At 55.9% G+C, this 15,352-nt stretch carries 16 protein-coding genes; 7 read left to right on the top strand and 9 right to left on the bottom strand.

Translation table 11 applies throughout. From position 1 onward, the window contains the following. Positions 1-114 precede the first annotated feature (114 nt). Both nlpD and rpoS read left to right on the top strand, forming a co-directional pair. Positions 115-1,239, top strand: a complete 1,125-nt coding sequence (nlpD, locus tag ACMGGM_RS08695; protein ID WP_023338754.1) for a murein hydrolase activator NlpD — start codon at positions 115-117, stop codon at positions 1,237-1,239. A gap of 59 nt (positions 1,240-1,298) precedes the next feature. After that, positions 1,299-2,291, top strand: coding sequence for an RNA polymerase sigma factor RpoS (gene rpoS / locus ACMGGM_RS08690; protein WP_008499600.1), 993 nt, complete (start codon positions 1,299-1,301; stop codon positions 2,289-2,291). A gap of 52 nt (positions 2,292-2,343) precedes the next feature. On the opposite strand, the gene ACMGGM_RS08685 is transcribed toward rpoS, so the two are convergent. Continuing rightward, entirely contained in the window at positions 2,344-2,721 is a 378-nt protein-coding gene (locus tag ACMGGM_RS08685; RefSeq protein WP_045134137.1) for a DUF4440 domain-containing protein, read from the bottom strand. Further along, complete coding sequence (locus tag ACMGGM_RS08680) at positions 2,718-3,926, bottom strand: MFS transporter (protein WP_045134138.1); 1,209 nt, start codon at positions 3,924-3,926, stop codon at positions 2,718-2,720. The genes ACMGGM_RS08685 and ACMGGM_RS08680 overlap by 4 nt, the downstream gene beginning before the upstream one ends. Positions 3,927-4,034: 108 nt before the next feature. Here ACMGGM_RS08680 and ACMGGM_RS08675 point away from each other — a divergent pair, with 108 nt between their 5' ends. Then, complete coding sequence (locus ACMGGM_RS08675) at positions 4,035-4,922, top strand: LysR family transcriptional regulator (RefSeq protein WP_045134139.1); 888 nt, start codon at positions 4,035-4,037, stop codon at positions 4,920-4,922. Here ACMGGM_RS08675 and ACMGGM_RS08670 read toward each other — a convergent pair. Then, a complete protein-coding gene (locus ACMGGM_RS08670) occupies positions 4,919-5,326 on the bottom strand; it encodes a MarR family winged helix-turn-helix transcriptional regulator (RefSeq protein WP_023331181.1) in 408 nt (135 codons plus the stop codon). The genes ACMGGM_RS08675 and ACMGGM_RS08670 overlap by 4 nt on opposite strands. A gap of 172 nt (positions 5,327-5,498) precedes the next feature. Between ACMGGM_RS08670 and ACMGGM_RS08665 the strand changes: the two genes are divergently transcribed. The 3 genes from ACMGGM_RS08665 to ACMGGM_RS08655 are packed head-to-tail and all read left to right on the top strand — an operon-like array spanning position 5,499 to position 7,750. Beyond that, complete coding sequence (locus ACMGGM_RS08665; protein ID WP_014885021.1) at positions 5,499-6,101, top strand: non-oxidative hydroxyarylic acid decarboxylases subunit B; 603 nt, start codon at positions 5,499-5,501, stop codon at positions 6,099-6,101. Beyond that, positions 6,091-7,518, top strand: a complete 1,428-nt coding sequence (locus ACMGGM_RS08660; protein ID WP_032635686.1) for a non-oxidative hydroxyarylic acid decarboxylases subunit C — start codon at positions 6,091-6,093, stop codon at positions 7,516-7,518. The genes ACMGGM_RS08665 and ACMGGM_RS08660 overlap by 11 nt, the downstream gene beginning before the upstream one ends. Positions 7,519-7,528: 10 nt before the next feature. Continuing rightward, entirely contained in the window at positions 7,529-7,750 is a 222-nt protein-coding gene (locus tag ACMGGM_RS08655) for a non-oxidative hydroxyarylic acid decarboxylases subunit D (RefSeq protein WP_003862116.1), read from the top strand. A gap of 92 nt (positions 7,751-7,842) precedes the next feature. On the opposite strand, the gene mutS is transcribed toward ACMGGM_RS08655, so the two are convergent. Together mutS and ACMGGM_RS08645 are read right to left on the bottom strand one after the other, a co-directional pair. Then, positions 7,843-10,404, bottom strand: coding sequence for a DNA mismatch repair protein MutS (gene mutS, locus ACMGGM_RS08650; protein ID WP_023331179.1), 2,562 nt, complete (start codon positions 10,402-10,404; stop codon positions 7,843-7,845). A gap of 113 nt (positions 10,405-10,517) precedes the next feature. Next, positions 10,518-10,748 carry a SymE family type I addiction module toxin gene (locus ACMGGM_RS08645; RefSeq protein WP_014885018.1) on the bottom strand — a complete coding sequence of 77 codons (231 nt, stop codon included), beginning with the start codon at positions 10,746-10,748 and terminating at the stop codon, positions 10,518-10,520. 175 nt (positions 10,749-10,923) lie between these two features. On the opposite strand from ACMGGM_RS08645, the gene ACMGGM_RS08640 reads away from it, so the two are divergent. Then, complete coding sequence (locus tag ACMGGM_RS08640) at positions 10,924-11,268, top strand: nitrous oxide-stimulated promoter family protein (RefSeq protein WP_014885017.1); 345 nt, start codon at positions 10,924-10,926, stop codon at positions 11,266-11,268. A gap of 5 nt (positions 11,269-11,273) precedes the next feature. On the opposite strand, the gene ACMGGM_RS08635 is transcribed toward ACMGGM_RS08640, so the two are convergent. Genes ACMGGM_RS08635 through ACMGGM_RS08620 form a run of 4 tightly spaced genes read right to left on the bottom strand, consistent with a single transcriptional unit; the run spans position 11,274 to position 15,307 of the window. Further along, positions 11,274-12,494 (bottom strand): MDR family MFS transporter, encoded by a 1,221-nt coding sequence (locus ACMGGM_RS08635; RefSeq protein ID WP_072251843.1) that lies wholly within the window; start codon positions 12,492-12,494, stop codon positions 11,274-11,276. 16 nt (positions 12,495-12,510) lie between these two features. Then, positions 12,511-13,272, bottom strand: coding sequence for an ABC transporter ATP-binding protein (locus ACMGGM_RS08630; RefSeq protein ID WP_014885015.1), 762 nt, complete (start codon positions 13,270-13,272; stop codon positions 12,511-12,513). Then, positions 13,272-14,309 (bottom strand): FecCD family ABC transporter permease, encoded by a 1,038-nt coding sequence (locus ACMGGM_RS08625; RefSeq protein ID WP_014885014.1) that lies wholly within the window; start codon positions 14,307-14,309, stop codon positions 13,272-13,274. The genes ACMGGM_RS08630 and ACMGGM_RS08625 overlap by 1 nt, the downstream gene beginning before the upstream one ends. After that, complete coding sequence (locus ACMGGM_RS08620) at positions 14,309-15,307, bottom strand: ABC transporter substrate-binding protein (RefSeq protein WP_023331175.1); 999 nt, start codon at positions 15,305-15,307, stop codon at positions 14,309-14,311. The genes ACMGGM_RS08625 and ACMGGM_RS08620 overlap by 1 nt, the downstream gene beginning before the upstream one ends. Positions 15,308-15,352 lie beyond the last annotated feature (45 nt).

Here is a 15,352-nt window from a genome sequence, read left to right as displayed (position 1 = left end):
CTCGGATTTATCCAGGGTTATTAAGGCAAATTCAGCGTATGGTGTGGCGCGAAAGATTCGTGCCATCACGGTAAATTTTAAGTCACTGGTAGTTAACACATTCCTGGGGGATAAATGAGCGCGGGAAGCCCTAAATTCACCATCAGCCGTGTTGCGGCATTATCACTGGTTTCGCTCTGGCTGGCTGGCTGTACAAGTTCTAACAATGCGCCTGCGCCCGTCAGTTCCGTCGGCGGAAACAGCGGCTCGGGTAACACGTCCAGCGGAATGTTGATCACGCCTCCGCCTAAAATGGGAACTGCCACGGCGCAACAAAATCCGTCAATCCAGCCAGTTCAGCGCCCAATGACGCAGCCAACACAGATTCAGCCAGTTGAACAGCCTGTTCAGACCCAAAATGGCCGCATAGTGTATAACCGTCAGTATGGGAACATTCCGAAAGGCAGCTATACCGGCGGCAGCACCTATACCGTGAAACGCGGCGATACGCTGTTCTATATTGCCTGGATCACCGGGAACGATTTCCGTGACCTCGCACAGCGTAACAACGTCCAGGCCCCGTATGGTCTGGAGGTTGGGCAAACGCTCCAGGTGGGCAACGCAACGGGTACGCCACTGACGCCTGGCAACACGGTTTCAGCGGCCGATGTGACCGCACAAAATAACAGCGTTAAGCCTGCACAAAAATCCACCACGGTGGTTGCTTCACAACCTGTAATTACGTATTCTGAGGATTCAGGTGATCAGACTGCTAACAAAATGTTGCCGAATAATAAAGGGACTGCGACTACTGTCACAGCACCGGTTACGGCACCTGTGGTTAGCTCTACTGAACCGACTGCAAGCAGTCAGAATGCCAGTTCGTCAATCACTACCTGGCGCTGGCCAACTGACGGCAAGATTATCGAAAACTTCGCCACTTCTGAGGGTGGTAACAAAGGGATCGATATCGCAGGCAGTAAAGGACAGGCTATCATCGCGACCGCAGACGGACGCGTTGTGTATGCCGGTAATGCTCTGCGCGGTTACGGTAATCTTATCATCATCAAACACAATGATGATTACCTGAGTGCCTACGCCCATAACGACACAATGCTGGTCCGGGAACAACAAGAAGTTAAGGCGGGGCAAAAAATCGCTACCATGGGTAGCACCGGAACCAGTTCTACACGCTTGCATTTTGAAATTCGTTACAAGGGGAAATCCGTAAACCCGCTGCAGTATTTGCCGCAGCGATAATTTGACGGGGCATGCCAGCCAGGGTGTCTCGTTCAGGGATCACGGGTAGGAGCCACCTTATGAGTCAGAATACGCTGAAAGTTCATGATTTAAATGAAGATGCGGAATTTGATGAGAACGGAGTAGAGGCTTTTGACGAAAAAGCCTTAGTAGAAGAGGAACCCAGTGATAACGATTTGGCTGAAGAAGAGCTGTTATCGCAGGGCGCCACACAGCGTGTACTGGACGCGACTCAGCTTTACCTTGGGGAGATTGGTTACTCCCCACTGCTAACGGCCGAAGAAGAAGTCTATTTCGCACGTCGTGCTTTGCGTGGTGATGTTGCCTCGCGTCGTCGCATGATCGAAAGTAACCTGCGACTGGTCGTGAAAATTGCCCGCCGTTACGGCAATCGTGGTCTGGCTCTGCTGGATCTGATTGAAGAGGGCAACTTAGGTCTCATCCGCGCAGTTGAGAAGTTTGACCCGGAACGCGGGTTCCGTTTCTCAACCTACGCGACCTGGTGGATTCGTCAGACCATCGAACGGGCTATTATGAACCAGACCCGTACGATCCGCCTGCCGATCCACATCGTCAAAGAGTTGAACGTGTATCTGCGTACCGCGCGCGAGTTGTCCCATAAACTGGACCACGAGCCAAGCGCAGAAGAAATTGCCGAACAACTCGATAAACCGGTTGATGACGTAAGCCGTATGCTGCGTCTCAACGAGCGCATTACCTCCGTTGACACCCCGTTGGGTGGCGACTCCGAAAAAGCGCTGCTGGACATCCTGGCCGATGAAAAAGACAACGGTCCGGAAGACACCACGCAGGACGATGACATGAAACAGAGCATCGTCAAATGGCTGTTCGAACTGAACGCCAAACAGCGTGAAGTGCTGGCACGTCGTTTCGGTTTACTGGGGTATGAAGCTGCGACACTGGAAGATGTTGGCCGCGAAATTGGTCTGACTCGTGAACGTGTTCGTCAGATTCAGGTTGAAGGTCTGCGCCGCCTGCGTGAAATCCTGCAGGGGCAAGGTCTGAATATCGAAGCGCTGTTCCGCGAATAAGCAACCTTTCGTCAAAAAAGGCCCGTCGTGAGACGGGCCTTTTTCTTTTGTGCTATGGCTGCGCCGTTTCGTGCAGCAGACGCCATGTGATCCTGCCATCTTCCTGATTCAGCACTGCGGTTGACCAGCGCACGTTGATAGAGTGATCCGGGCGGGTTTGCGTCTCCCGATAGTGAAGCACCGCACCATCATCCCAGCTCTGTCGCGTCGATAATTCGTCAATGACGATCTTAAGCCCAGGACGACTTCCGCGCTGGTTATCCAGAAAACGAACAAGCCCGTTGTAGTCTATATGGACCCCACCGGGTGGGATCATCAGAAAATCAGACCGAAAACGGGCGAGCAGGGCGTCGGAATCGCCTTCGCCTTTGCCTAGCCAGTTTTCAAGTGCAATGTGGAGGTCGATAATCTCGTGTTCAAAAGGCGTCATGAATTCTCCTGTCGCAGCTGGGTGAGCACCTGCGTATTGTTAAGACGAAAAACGTACAGTACAGGCAGTAAGGTCATGCCTGCGGCAAAAATAAACATCCCGTGCCACGCGGCGAGCGGGGGTAGCCAGGCCTGCGCAAGGTTGAGGACCTGCGCCAGCAGCAGGGTTCCCACAAAAAAACTCAACTGACGATTAAGATTCCACAGCGCACTGGCATCCGGCATATCTTCCCGGCGCGTTGTCAGAAAAGCGCTGCTCTGAGCCGTGCTGCTGCAAAGACTTCCCCCTGCACCCATCAACACAAACGCAAGGGTGGGTAACAGCGCTGTGCTGGCCGGACTGACGCTCAGTAAAAGCAGAACGCCCAGCGCCTGGAGCAGACAGCCTGTGACGACAAGGGGACGAGGACCAATACGGTTAAAATAGCGTCCTGTTGTCGTGATAGCGACAAACGATGCCACAGACCACGGCAGCATCAGCATTCCCGTTGCGCCGGGTGTCATATTGGCCTCGCTCTGAAGGTAATACATACCCGTGACGTTCACACCAATAAATATGCCTGGTACACAGACATAGACCAGCATGGAAAAACGCAAAAGCGGGTCCGCAAGTAAAGGCAGGTTTAGCAGCCGGCTTGCTTTCATCGCGGGCTGTTCGTGTTTAAGCCACAAACAGCCCAGAACAAAGGTCACGATGGCAACCGGGAGCGTGGCGAAAAATATCCATCGCCAGCTTAGCGTTTGCACCAACACGCCTCCGAGAGCAGGGGAGCAGGCGGGGGCAAGCAGTGCGACCAGCATAACCGCTGAGGAGAGTCTGGCTCGCTCGTGAGGCTTAAACTGTTGCCAGGTCAACGCCTGTCCAACGGGAATCAATAAGCCTCCTCCCACCCCCTGCAACACTCGCCAGGCAATCAGGCTTTCCAGCGTGGCAGACAAGCCTGCCGCAGCAGAGGCAGCGCTGAACAGAAAAAGCGAGAGCAGGATGACGCGCTTCGGTCCAATTCGGCGCGTGAGCATGCTGCTAAACGGGATCACCAGCGTCAGACCAGCAATGTACCCGTTACTGACCCAGGCAAGTGCTGAAGGCGTGGTGTGAAAGGCGTGAGCCATTGCCGGAAAAGCGACGCTGGCAATAAACATGTTAATCAAATCAAGAAAAAAGCCCAGCAGATAGACAACGGCGACTTTGCTGCGATAGGTCATGGTGGTTCCTCCCGTGAGGAGGCGTATCGTATCGACGCGTCAGGCACGGATAAACCAGACAAAGCGCGATATACTGTCAAAAATATTTTGACGGTAAAAGGCGTGATGATGATTAACTTACAGCGGACGCAGATGTTTGTTGCGGTGGCAGACACCGGCAGTTTCACTGCGGCAGCTGAGGCGATGGGGCTGACAAAAGCCGTGGTCAGCTTCAATATTCGTCAGCTCGAAGCCGAACTGGGCGTTACCCTGTTGCTGCGATCCACCCGCCGCCTGACGTTAACCGACGCGGGTACCCTTTTTCATCAACGCAGCGTCGCGCTTCTGAAGGATGCAGAACAGTTGCAGGATGATGTCCGCGCGAATCATGCCGGGCTCACCGGGGAGTTGCGGATCACGACCACGCCTGAGTATGGCTCACAGGTCGTGGTGCCGATGCTGGCAAGGTTCAGCCAGCAGCACCCGGATCTTCGCGTGCGTCATGTTTCGTCGTCACTGCATGCCGACCTTATCTCAGAGCGCTTTGATGTGGCTATCCGATTGGGAACGCTTACCGATTCACGCTATCACGCTGCATTGATCGCACACTTTTCGATCCTGCCCGTTGCGACACCCGAGTGGCTCGGTACTCATCCGATCGCATCGCTGGCGCAGCTTGCCCATGCGGACTGGATTATCCACGAGCGCTTAACCTCGCCGCTGCGCTGGCAGGTGAAAAATGCCGGTGGTTTGCCCGACACGCTGGAGATAAAAAAAGCGCCGCGCCTGTTTGCCGACAGTGCGCAGGCTCTTATGGCCTTTGCACTCGCCGGAGGTGGAGTGGCATTACTGCCGGAATGGCTGGTGCGCGATGCGCTGGATACGGGAAAACTGGTGCCGGTTTTACCGGAATATACCTTCGCGCGGCAGGGCATTTACGCGGTTTATCCGGATGCCCGGCACGTGCCGGCGAAAGTACGCACCTTTATTGATTTTATGCGTGCCAGCGTGAATTAATCGTGCATCATTTTCTTGATAAGCGCGGAGAACTGCTCCCGCTCGGCCTGACTCAGGCGCCCTAAAAATGCCTCATCTACTTCATTGCTTACAGGTTTGCAGCCTTCAAGCAGGGCTTCGCCTTCTGGTGTCAGGAAGACAAACCGGCGGCGCTTATCGGCGGGGTCATGCTCGCGTTTGACCAGCCCGCGCGCCTCCATGCGGCTCAGCATTTCCGCCAGGGTCGCTTTCGTACTGACTGCCACTTCGGTCAATGCCACCTGTTCAATGCCCGGATGCTCGGCAACAGAACGCATAACCGCATACTGCGGCTTGGTCAGCTCCGGTAAGGCATGTTGCCACTGCGCGGTATGCTGTTGAAAAAGCTGACGTAACAGGTGGAACGCCTCTTGTCTTAGTTCCATGAACACTCCGACGGAAAAAATCTCCCCCTATGATAGCCGCTAAAGCCCGGGATGATAACGCGGCATTTTTTAGCAATTAGTGTGATCGTATGCGAACGATCTTGTCAGAAAAACGATCCGGGAGTAGTTTACCTATAATGTTCGTACACGAACAAATTAATTGAGGTGATGAATGAGATTGATCGTGGGAATGACGGGGGCGACGGGAGCTCCGCTGGGCGTGGCGCTGCTGCAGGCGCTGCGGGAGATGCCTGAGGTGGAAACGCATCTGGTGATGTCGAAGTGGGCTAAAACCACCATCGAGCTGGAAACGCCTTACACCGCGCAGGACGTTGCTGCGCTGGCTGACGTTGTCCACAGCCCGGCTGACCAGGCCGCCACTATCTCCTCCGGGTCGTTTCGTACCGACGGCATGATCGTTATTCCCTGCAGCATGAAAACGCTGGCGGGGATCCGCGCAGGCTACGCCGAAGGGCTGGTGGGCCGTGCGGCGGATGTGGTGTTGAAAGAGGGGCGCAAGCTGGTGCTGGTTCCCCGCGAAACGCCGCTCAGCACCATCCATCTGGAGAACATGCTGGCGCTGTCCCGAATGGGCGTGGCGATGGTGCCGCCCATGCCTGCGTATTACAACCATCCGCAGACCGCCGATGACATCACCCAGCATATCGTGACCCGCGTGCTCGACCAGTTTGGTCTGGAGCATAAAAAGGCACGCCGCTGGAATGGGCTGCGGGAGGCGAAAGATTTTTCACAGGAGAATAAAAATGGCATTTGATGATTTGAGAAGCTTTCTGCAGGCACTCGATGAGCAAGGGCAACTGCTGAAAATTGAGGAAGAGGTGAATGCGGAGCCGGATCTGGCGGCGGCAGCCAACGCCACCGGTCGCATTGGCGACGGTGCGCCCGCGCTGTGGTTTGACAATATTCGCGGGTTTACCGATGCCCGCGTGGTGATGAACACCATCGGCTCCTGGCAGAACCACGCCATTTCGATGGGGCTGCCTGCGAATACCCCGGTGAAAAAACAGATCGACGAGTTTATCCGCCGCTGGGATAAATTCCCCATCGCACCGGAGCGCCGCGCCAACCCGGCCTGGGCTGAGAATACGGTGGACGGTGAAGACATCAACCTGTTCGACATCCTGCCGCTGTTTCGCCTGAATGACGGAGACGGTGGTTTTTATCTCGACAAAGCGTGCGTTGTTTCGCGCGATCCGCTTGACCCGGATAACTTCGGCAAGCAGAACGTCGGCATTTATCGCATGGAGGTGAAAGGTAAGCGCAAGCTCGGCCTGCAGCCGGTGCCGATGCACGATATCGCCTTGCATCTGCATAAAGCGGAAGAGCGTGGGGAAGATCTGCCGATTGCAATTACTCTCGGCAACGATCCGATCATCACCCTGATGGGCGCGACGCCGCTGAAATACGATCAGTCAGAATATGAGATGGCGGGTGCCCTGCGCGAAAGCCCATACCCGATTGCCACCGCACCGTTGACCGGCTTCGATGTACCGTGGGGCTCTGAAGTGATCCTGGAAGGGGTGATTGAAGGTCGTAAACGTGAAATCGAAGGGCCGTTTGGAGAGTTTACCGGGCATTATTCCGGTGGCCGTAATATGACGGTGGTACGTATTGATAAAGTTTCTTATCGCACGAAACCGATTTTCGAATCCCTGTACCTCGGTATGCCGTGGACCGAAATTGACTATCTGATGGGCCCAGCCACCTGCGTGCCGTTATACCAGCAGCTGAAAGCCGAATTCCCGGAAGTGCAGGCGGTGAACGCGATGTACACCCACGGTTTGCTGGCGATTATCTCCACCAAAAAGCGTTACGGCGGTTTTGCCCGCGCGGTCGGTTTGCGTGCCATGACTACGCCGCATGGCCTGGGCTACGTGAAGATGGTGATTATGGTGGATGAAGATGTTGACCCGTTCAACCTCCCGCAGGTGATGTGGGCGCTGTCATCGAAGGTCAACCCGGCAGGCGATCTGGTTCAACTGCCGAACATGTCGGTGCTTGAACTCGACCCAGGCTCCAGCCCGGCGGGCATTACCGACAAACTGATTATTGATGCGACGACGCCTGTCGCCCCGGACACCCGAGGCCACTATAGCCAGCCGGTACAGGATCTGCCTGAGACCAAAGCCTGGGCTGAAAAACTGACCGCGATGCTGGCAGCACGTCAATAAGGAGGAAAAGATGATTTGTCCACGTTGTGCCGATGAACATATTGAAGTGATGGCGACATCACCCGTGAAGGGGGTCTGGACGGTTTATCAGTGCCAGCATTGTCTCTATACCTGGCGCGATACCGAGCCGCTGCGCCGCACCAGCCGTGAACATTATCCGGAAGCGTTTCGTATGACGCAGAAGGATATTGACGAGGCACCGCAGGTGCCGACGATCCCGCCGCTGCTGTAAAAAAAGCCGGGTGGCGGCTTCGCCTTACCCGGCCTACAAAACCCGTAGGCCCGGTAAGCGCAGCGCCACCGGGCAATAAAGACCGCAGAGAACTAAACCAGACTCTTCAACCGATAAATCCACTCCAGCGCCTGACGCGGCGTCAGTGAATCCGGGTCGAGATTCTCCAGTGCTTCCACCGCAGGTGACGTCTCTTCCGCAGGCACCAGCAGCGACATCTGTGTGCCATCAATCTGCGTCGCCGCCGCATTCGGTGACAGGCTTTCCAGCTCACGCAGTTTCTGACGCGCGCGCTTAATTACCTCTTTCGGTACGCCAGCCAGCGCCGCGACGGCCAGGCCATAGCTCTTGCTCGCCGCACCGTCCTGCACCGTGTGCATGAAGGCGATGGTATCGCCGTGTTCCAGCGCATCAAGGTGGACGTTAGCCACCCCTTCCATCTTCTCCGGTAGCTGCGTCAGCTCGAAGTAATGGGTGGCGAACAGCGTCATGGCTTTGATTTTGTTCGCGAGGCTTTCAGCGCAGGCCCATGCCAACGACAGGCCATCGTAGGTTGATGTTCCGCGTCCGACTTCGTCCATCAGCACCAGACTGTGTTCCGTCGCGTTGTGCAGAATGTTAGCCGTTTCGGTCATCTCCACCATAAAGGTTGAGCGACCGCTCGCCAGATCGTCTGCCGCCCCGACGCGGGTAAAGATACGGTCGATAGGGCCAATCTCAACGTGTTGCGCCGGGACGTAGCTGCCGATATAGGCGAGCAGCGCAATCAAAGCGGTCTGGCGCATATAGGTACTTTTACCGCCCATGTTTGGCCCGGTAATGATCAGCATTCTTCGCTGCGGCGAGAGGTTCAGCGGGTTGGCGATGAACGGCTCATTCAGTACCTGCTCGACCACCGGGTGACGGCCTTCAGTGATGCGGATACCGGGCTTGTCGGTAAAGGTCGGACAGGTATAGTTCAGCGTTTCCGCGCGTTCAGCCAGGTTCACCAGCACATCCAGTTCCGCCAGCGCGCTGGCGCTAAGCTGCAGATCGGCCAGGTGTGGCATCAGCATGTCAAACAGCTCTTCATACAGCTGTTTTTCCAGCGCCAGTGCTTTACCTTTCGAGGTGAGCACTTTGTCTTCGTACTCTTTCAGCTCGGGAATAATGTAGCGCTCGGCGTTTTTCAACGTCTGACGACGGACGTAGTGAATTGGTGCCAGATGGCTCTGCCCGCGGCTGATCTGAATATAGTAACCGTGTACCGCGTTATACCCCACTTTCAGGGTGTCGAGCCCAAGACGCTCGCGCTCGCGGATTTCCAGTTTATCAAGATAATCCGTTGCACCGTCGGCCAGCGCACGCCATTCGTCCAGCTCCTCGTTGTAGCCAGGGGCAATGACGCCGCCGTCACGCACCAGAACCGGAGGCGCATCGATAATGGCGCGTTCCAGCAGTTCGCGAAGCTCGGTAAACTCGCCCATCGTTTCACGGAGTTTCTGAACCGGAGCGCTGTCAACGTCGCTCAACTGAGCACGCAGTTCCGGTAACTGCTGGAAAGCATGACGCATACGTGCGAGATCGCGTGGGCGCGCGGTGCGCAATGCCAGACGGGCAAGGATACGCTCGAGATCGCCCACCTGACGCAGAACGGGCTGCAGCTCGGTGTAACGATCCTGCAATGCGGCAATCGTCTGTTGACGGCAGACAAGCGTATTCGTATCGCGAATGGGCATATGCAGCCAGCGTTTCAGCATACGGCTCCCCATCGGCGTCACCGTGCTGTCGAGGACCGACGCGAGGGTATTTTCTATGCCACCCGCCAGGTTCTGCGTGATCTCCAGGTTGCGGCGCGTGGCGGCATCCATGATGATGCTGTCCTGCTGGCGCTCCATGGTGATAGAACGGATATGCGGCAGGGCGGTGCGTTGGGTGTCTTTCACGTATTGCAGCAGGCAACCTGCTGCACACAACCCGCGCGGCGCATTTTCAACGCCAAAACCGATCAAGTCGCGGGTGCCAAACTGCAGATTCAGCTGCTGGCGCGCGGTATCTATTTCGAATTCCCACAGCGGGCGACGGCGTAAACCTCGGCGACCTTCAATCAGCGCCATCTCGGCGAAATCTTCGGCATAGAGCAGCTCGGCCGGGTTGGTGCGCTGCAATTCGGCAGCCATCGTTTCACGGTCAGCGGGTTCACTCAGACGAAAACGCCCGGAGCTGATGTCCAGTGTGGCATAACCAAACCCTTTGCCGTCCTGCCACAGCGCCGCCAGCAGGTTATCCTGGCGCTCCTGAAGCAGGGCTTCATCACTGATGGTACCTGGCGTGACGATGCGCACGACTTTGCGTTCAACCGGCCCCTTCGACGTCGCCGGATCGCCAATCTGTTCGCAAATGGCGACGGATTCTCCCTGATTGACCAGTTTGGCCAGGTAGTTCTCTACCGCATGGTGCGGGATGCCTGCCATCGGGATGGGCTCACCTGCCGATGCGCCACGTTTGGTCAGCGAAATGTCGAGCAACTGCGATGCACGTTTGGCATCGTCATAAAACAGCTCGTAAAAATCGCCCATACGGTAAAACAGCAGGATTTCCGGATGCTGTGCTTTCAGCTTCAGATACTGCTGCATCATCGGCGTATGTGCGTCGAAATTGTCGATTGTGCTCATGGAGTTATGATGTCCATTTCTTTGAAAAGAAACCGTTTTGAGCGGCTCAGTGGCCGTTAGTTCCTGCTATTGTCGCATGAAAAAAAGCGATGTCGCAGAAAAATGTCGCGGCTTTACGAGGTGCCTTCCGGCATCAACTCGATGACAATTTTGCCATGTTCCACGCCCACCCTGACCTGGGCGTTGGTAGTAAAGCCCGCCTTTTCAAGCCAGTCCCCTTTTAAGCTCAACGCCGCATGTACGCTGTAACGCTTAGGTATCTTAGTTTTTCGATCCTCGTGACGTTTTCTGAAATATCCCACTTTTAAATGGCGGTAGGGTTTGCCAGTCGCGATCTCTTGCATAGAACCTCCAGACAATACGGACAACGGTCACTCCTGATGCCTGTATAAAATACCCGTGATTTTCAGGAGGTGTAGCATTAATGCTGGAATCAGGCTTCAGAAAACGGAATGCAACAACTGAAATTCAGGGTTTAAAAGAGTATTATTGATGCATCTTATTAATCGGTAAGTCGCTATGTCCGGTAAACGCATATCACGAGAAAAAGAGACTATCGCGAAAATGATCGCGTTGTTTGAAAAGCAGTGCCCGCAGGCGTCTCGGGAAGAGGGGCATTATCAGGCGCTGAACGCGTATGCCGATAAGCGCCTGGATAAGTGTGTTTTTGGTGAAGAAAAGCCTGCCTGTAAACAGTGTCCGGTACACTGCTACCAGCCCGCAAAGCGGGAAGAGATGAAGCAGATTATGCGCTGGGCGGGGCCACGCATGTTATGGCGTCATCCTGTCCTGACCGTTCGTCATCTGATTGACGATCGTCGTCCGGTGCCGGAATTACCGGAAAAGTATCGCCCGAAAAAGTGAGCCGTTCAGCTTCGCAGCGGGCGGCAAATTACCTGCAGGGCCAGGGCGCTGCACAACGGGAAGAGGGCCAGCAGCAGCCAGGGGTATATTGCCTGAGCCGAAGGCACCAGCGCGCGATCCAGCAGACTGCCAAACAACAAATTTCCCGCCAGTACCGCAATCCCTCCGGCGGTGGCGAGAGCACCATAATGCGCCCCCAACGTTGATTCCTCGGCGAACCGCGGAATGAGATCTTTTGCCGAGGGGACCAGCAGCATTTGTCCCAGCGTCAGTAACGTGACAAATAAGACCGACGGCAGCAACCGCAACCAGCCCTCCGGCGGTTCAGTCGCTGCAAACATCGCTACGCTCGCAAAGGCCGTAGAAAGCAGCAAAAAGCCCACCGGCAGGATCCTCACCGCGCCCACGCGGCGGGCAAAGCGTGCCAGCGGCAGCTGTAAGGTAATGATCAGCATGGAGGCGAGCATAAAAAGCGGACCGAGATCTTTCTCGTTACCACCAGATCGCTGGATCTCCACCGGCAGCGCCAGATAAAGCTGGTTGTAGCTTAACAGCCATGAGCTATAGGCAATGATGAAGGCGACGAAGCGAGGCTGGCGGAAGGTTGTCCACCAGGGCTGTATTTTAAGCGTTTGCGAACGGCGGCCAGAAGCAGGAAGGCAGAAGTAGAGCACCACTAACGCAATAATAAAGACCCCTGCACCCGCCAGCGCCACCTGGCGGAAGCCAAGCCCCGTTAACAGGGCGCCAGCAACCGGGCCCAGTACCGCGCCGAGTTCCCCGCAGACTGCAAACAGTGCAAACCACTCCGCCCGGCTTCGTGTCCCTTTCGCCTCACTGTGCGTGCCCGCTTTGGCCAGCAATGCCTCAATCGAAGGGGAAAATAATGCGCCGCCGATGCCCGTCAGACATGCGCCCACAATAATCGGCGAGAGCGATTCCCCGAAGGCCAGCAGCAGATAACCTGAAACACGAACAATACAGCCGCTGAGGATAACCACTTTCGCGCCAAACCGGTCCGAGAGGGCACCGCCAACGATAAACATCCCCTGCTGGGAGAAGGTGCGCAGGCCCAGAATCAGCCCGATCAGTCCGCCGGAGAGCAGCATGTCGTCGCGCAGGAATATCGCCAGGAAAGGAACGACGGCGTAAAAGCCAATGTTGAAAACAAACTGGCTACCCAGTAAGACGGGCGGCCAGAGCGTGGCGGCTGTGCGAAGGAGCATTGTGATTTACGCGCCCCTAAACGATAAAGTGGATGTGCTTTTTGCCATGGAACGGCGAGATCTCAATTTTGGTTTTGACCCGGAAAACATCCCAGAGCAACGACTCAGATAAGATGTCCTGAGGTGTCCCCGTCGCCACAATTTGCCCCTTCTGCATCACAATCAGCGAGTCGCAGAACATCGAGGCGTGGTTAAGATCGTGGATAGCGACAATGCTGGTGACCGGTAATTCGCTGATCAACTGCATCAGCTGCATCTGATGATGAATGTCCAGGTGGTTGGTCGGTTCGTCCAGCAGGATTTCCGTTGGGGTCTGGGCCAGCGCGCGGGCAATGTGCACCCGCTGGCGCTCTCCGCCGGAGAGGCTCAGCCAGCCCTGGTCGCTTTTATCCAGCATATCCACGCGTTGCAGTGCCGCCGTGACGGTCTCGTCATCGTGCGTGCTCCAGTTGGAAAAAGCGGAGTGGTGCGGAATTCGTCCAAGTTTCACCACGTCGCGAACGCGCATGTTGGCGTCGGTCATCCCGTGCTGCTCAACGAACGCTACCCGGCGGGCAAGCTGCTTTTTGGCGATGCGGGAGATGTCCTGCCCGTCCAGCGTCACGCGGCCCGCATCCGGGCGACGCAGTCCCGCGAGGATACGCAAAAGAGACGATTTTCCGCAGCCGTTTGGGCCCAGCAGGCCGACGGTTTCCCCCCGGGAGACCTTCAGCGAGACGTCATTGACGATCGCCTTTTTGCCGACCTTCCAGGTAATATTTTCAGCGCAGATACTCATCACTTATTCCTTGAACGGTAAATAATCACGGCAAAGAAGGGAACGCCCACCAGTGCGGTCACTACGCCGACGGGCAGGCTTTGCGGCGCAATCAGCATGCGTGAGGCAATGTCTGCCAGCACCATCAGGATCGCCCCGGCCAGCGCGCTGGCAATGAGCAGCGTGCGATGCAAAGGTCCGAACAGGAAACGCATGACGTGCGGAACCACCAGCCCCACAAAGCCGATGGAGCCTGCCATACTGACGATGGTCGCGGTAATCAGTGCGGTCGTGATAAATAACGCCAGGCGTACCCAGGGAACGGCAATCCCCAGCGATGCGGCAGCGTCGTCACCAAACGTAAAGGCATCCAGCGCCCGGGAATAGTAGAGGCAAACGGCTAACCCCAGCAGGACCACCACCAGTACCAGCTGGAATTCCGGCCAGCGTACGCCGCTGAAGCTGCCCAGCAGCCAGAACATGACATCTCGCGCCTGCTGTGCGCTGGCTGACGTGCTGATGGTGTAGGCGGTAATGGCATTGAACAACTGCGAAGCCGCAACGCCTGCCAGAATAGTGCGTTCATTGCCGCCGCGTGCGCCGTTCGTCAGAAAAGCGACAAATGCAAAGGCGGCGAAGGCACCCGCGAAGGCCCCCGCAGACAGCGAAACGGCTCCCGTTCCCACACCCAGCACCACGACGGAAACCGCCCCGGTTGAGGCCCCCGCAGACACGCCGAGAACATAGGGTTCCGCCAGCGCGTTCTTCAACAGACTTTGCAGGACGGCACCGCAGATGGCTAGCCCGGCGCCACAGCAGGCAGCAACCAGCGCACGGCTCAGACGAAAGTCCCAGATAACGCTCTCATAGATGCGGTTGAGCGGAACCTCGGTGAGCCCCATTTTATTGCTGATAGCATAAAACACGTTATCCAGCGGGATGGACAGTTCACCGACGCTGACGCCAAGGGCGATGACCAGAAACAACAGTACAATGGCAAGCAGAGCAGACGTGGTCAGGAACAGGCCCTGGCGGGCCTGAAGTACAGCGGCTGTCATCAGTTCAGCCCCAGTTTTCTGAGCTGTTCACCCACCTGTTCAGCACCGTAAATTGTACGAATCGTTGGGTTCATCGCCTGGCCGTCCATCACCACGATATGGCCTTTTTTGACGGCATCAAGCTGGCTGACGGCAGGATCGTTTTTCAGGAATTTGATTTTTTCTTCCGCGTTATCCAGCGCCCAGCGGTTACGGTCCAGACTGGAGACCACAATCACATCCGGATTAGCGGCAATAATGCTTTCCCAGCCCACGGTTGGCCATTCGGTTTCAGATGTAATGGCGTTGTGCCCGCCCAGCACGTTGGCAATAAATCCGGAGGCGCTGTTTTTACCGCCGACGTAAGCATCAGCCGAAGGAGAGGAGCTTGAGAACCAGAAAACAAAGGAGAGGTCCTTTTTGTTTTTACCAAACTCCTGGCGCAGGTCAGCCTCACGTTTTTTGAAATCGGCAATGACGGCCTGGCCGCGATCTTCCACGTTAAAGATTTTGGCAAAATCCTCAATCTCCTTATAGAGATAGGTCATGTCCCACAGCTTCTGGCGGCTGCCGTACATATCTCCTGTGGCTTTTTTGGTCGCGCACATGCCCGGTGAGACGTAGCTATTCACACCGACGGTCGCCAAATCTTCACGTTTTGCGACCTTACTCTCAGGCCCAAGTAACAGAGGAAGCTGGGCAGGTACAAAATCAGGGTTTTGCGCAAGGATAGATTCAAGCGTAGGGATTTCTACCGTCAGGGTTTTGATTTTTGCGTTCTGTTCAGCCAGCTGCGGCAGCACTTTGGTCGGCCAGAAGGCGCTGGCCTTCACCTTATCCTGCAGGCCGAGCAGGAGCAAAATTTCGACGGTATTCTGACCCAGGGCCACGACGCGTTCCGGCGCTTTGGTGAAGGTCTCTTTATAACCACAGTTTTCAATGGTCAGAGGATATGTGGTTGCCAGAGCAGAACTGACCGACGCAATCGCCAGGCCCAACGCGCAGATGACCTTTTTCATTAAACGCTACCCTTCATTAAAATTATTTTTTGATGCAAATGAAAC

This window comes from Enterobacter sp. BNK-14 (assembly GCF_047456095.1).
Taxonomy (GTDB): domain Bacteria; phylum Pseudomonadota; class Gammaproteobacteria; order Enterobacterales; family Enterobacteriaceae; genus Enterobacter; species Enterobacter kobei.
Note: the sequence above shows the minus strand (reverse complement) of the source record. Positions and strands in the feature narration are given on the sequence as shown.

Coding starts and splice junctions, on each gene's coding strand:
- nlpD (WP_023338754.1), top strand. CDS start 115: ATGAGCGCGGGAAGCCCTAAATTCACCATCAGCCGTGTTGCGGCATTA.
- rpoS (WP_008499600.1), top strand. CDS start 1,299: ATGAGTCAGAATACGCTGAAAGTTCATGATTTAAATGAAGATGCGGAA.
- ACMGGM_RS08685 (WP_045134137.1), bottom strand. CDS start 2,721: ATGACGCCTTTTGAACACGAGATTATCGACCTCCACATTGCACTTGAA.
- ACMGGM_RS08680 (WP_045134138.1), bottom strand. CDS start 3,926: ATGACCTATCGCAGCAAAGTCGCCGTTGTCTATCTGCTGGGCTTTTTT.
- ACMGGM_RS08675 (WP_045134139.1), top strand. CDS start 4,035: ATGATTAACTTACAGCGGACGCAGATGTTTGTTGCGGTGGCAGACACC.
- ACMGGM_RS08670 (WP_023331181.1), bottom strand. CDS start 5,326: ATGGAACTAAGACAAGAGGCGTTCCACCTGTTACGTCAGCTTTTTCAA.
- ACMGGM_RS08665 (WP_014885021.1), top strand. CDS start 5,499: ATGAGATTGATCGTGGGAATGACGGGGGCGACGGGAGCTCCGCTGGGC.
- ACMGGM_RS08660 (WP_032635686.1), top strand. CDS start 6,091: ATGGCATTTGATGATTTGAGAAGCTTTCTGCAGGCACTCGATGAGCAA.
- ACMGGM_RS08655 (WP_003862116.1), top strand. CDS start 7,529: ATGATTTGTCCACGTTGTGCCGATGAACATATTGAAGTGATGGCGACA.
- mutS (WP_023331179.1), bottom strand. CDS start 10,404: ATGAGCACAATCGACAATTTCGACGCACATACGCCGATGATGCAGCAG.
- ACMGGM_RS08645 (WP_014885018.1), bottom strand. CDS start 10,748: ATGCAAGAGATCGCGACTGGCAAACCCTACCGCCATTTAAAAGTGGGA.
- ACMGGM_RS08640 (WP_014885017.1), top strand. CDS start 10,924: ATGTCCGGTAAACGCATATCACGAGAAAAAGAGACTATCGCGAAAATG.
- ACMGGM_RS08635 (WP_072251843.1), bottom strand. CDS start 12,494: ATGCTCCTTCGCACAGCCGCCACGCTCTGGCCGCCCGTCTTACTGGGT.
- ACMGGM_RS08630 (WP_014885015.1), bottom strand. CDS start 13,272: ATGAGTATCTGCGCTGAAAATATTACCTGGAAGGTCGGCAAAAAGGCG.
- ACMGGM_RS08625 (WP_014885014.1), bottom strand. CDS start 14,309: ATGACAGCCGCTGTACTTCAGGCCCGCCAGGGCCTGTTCCTGACCACG.
- ACMGGM_RS08620 (WP_023331175.1), bottom strand. CDS start 15,307: ATGAAAAAGGTCATCTGCGCGTTGGGCCTGGCGATTGCGTCGGTCAGT.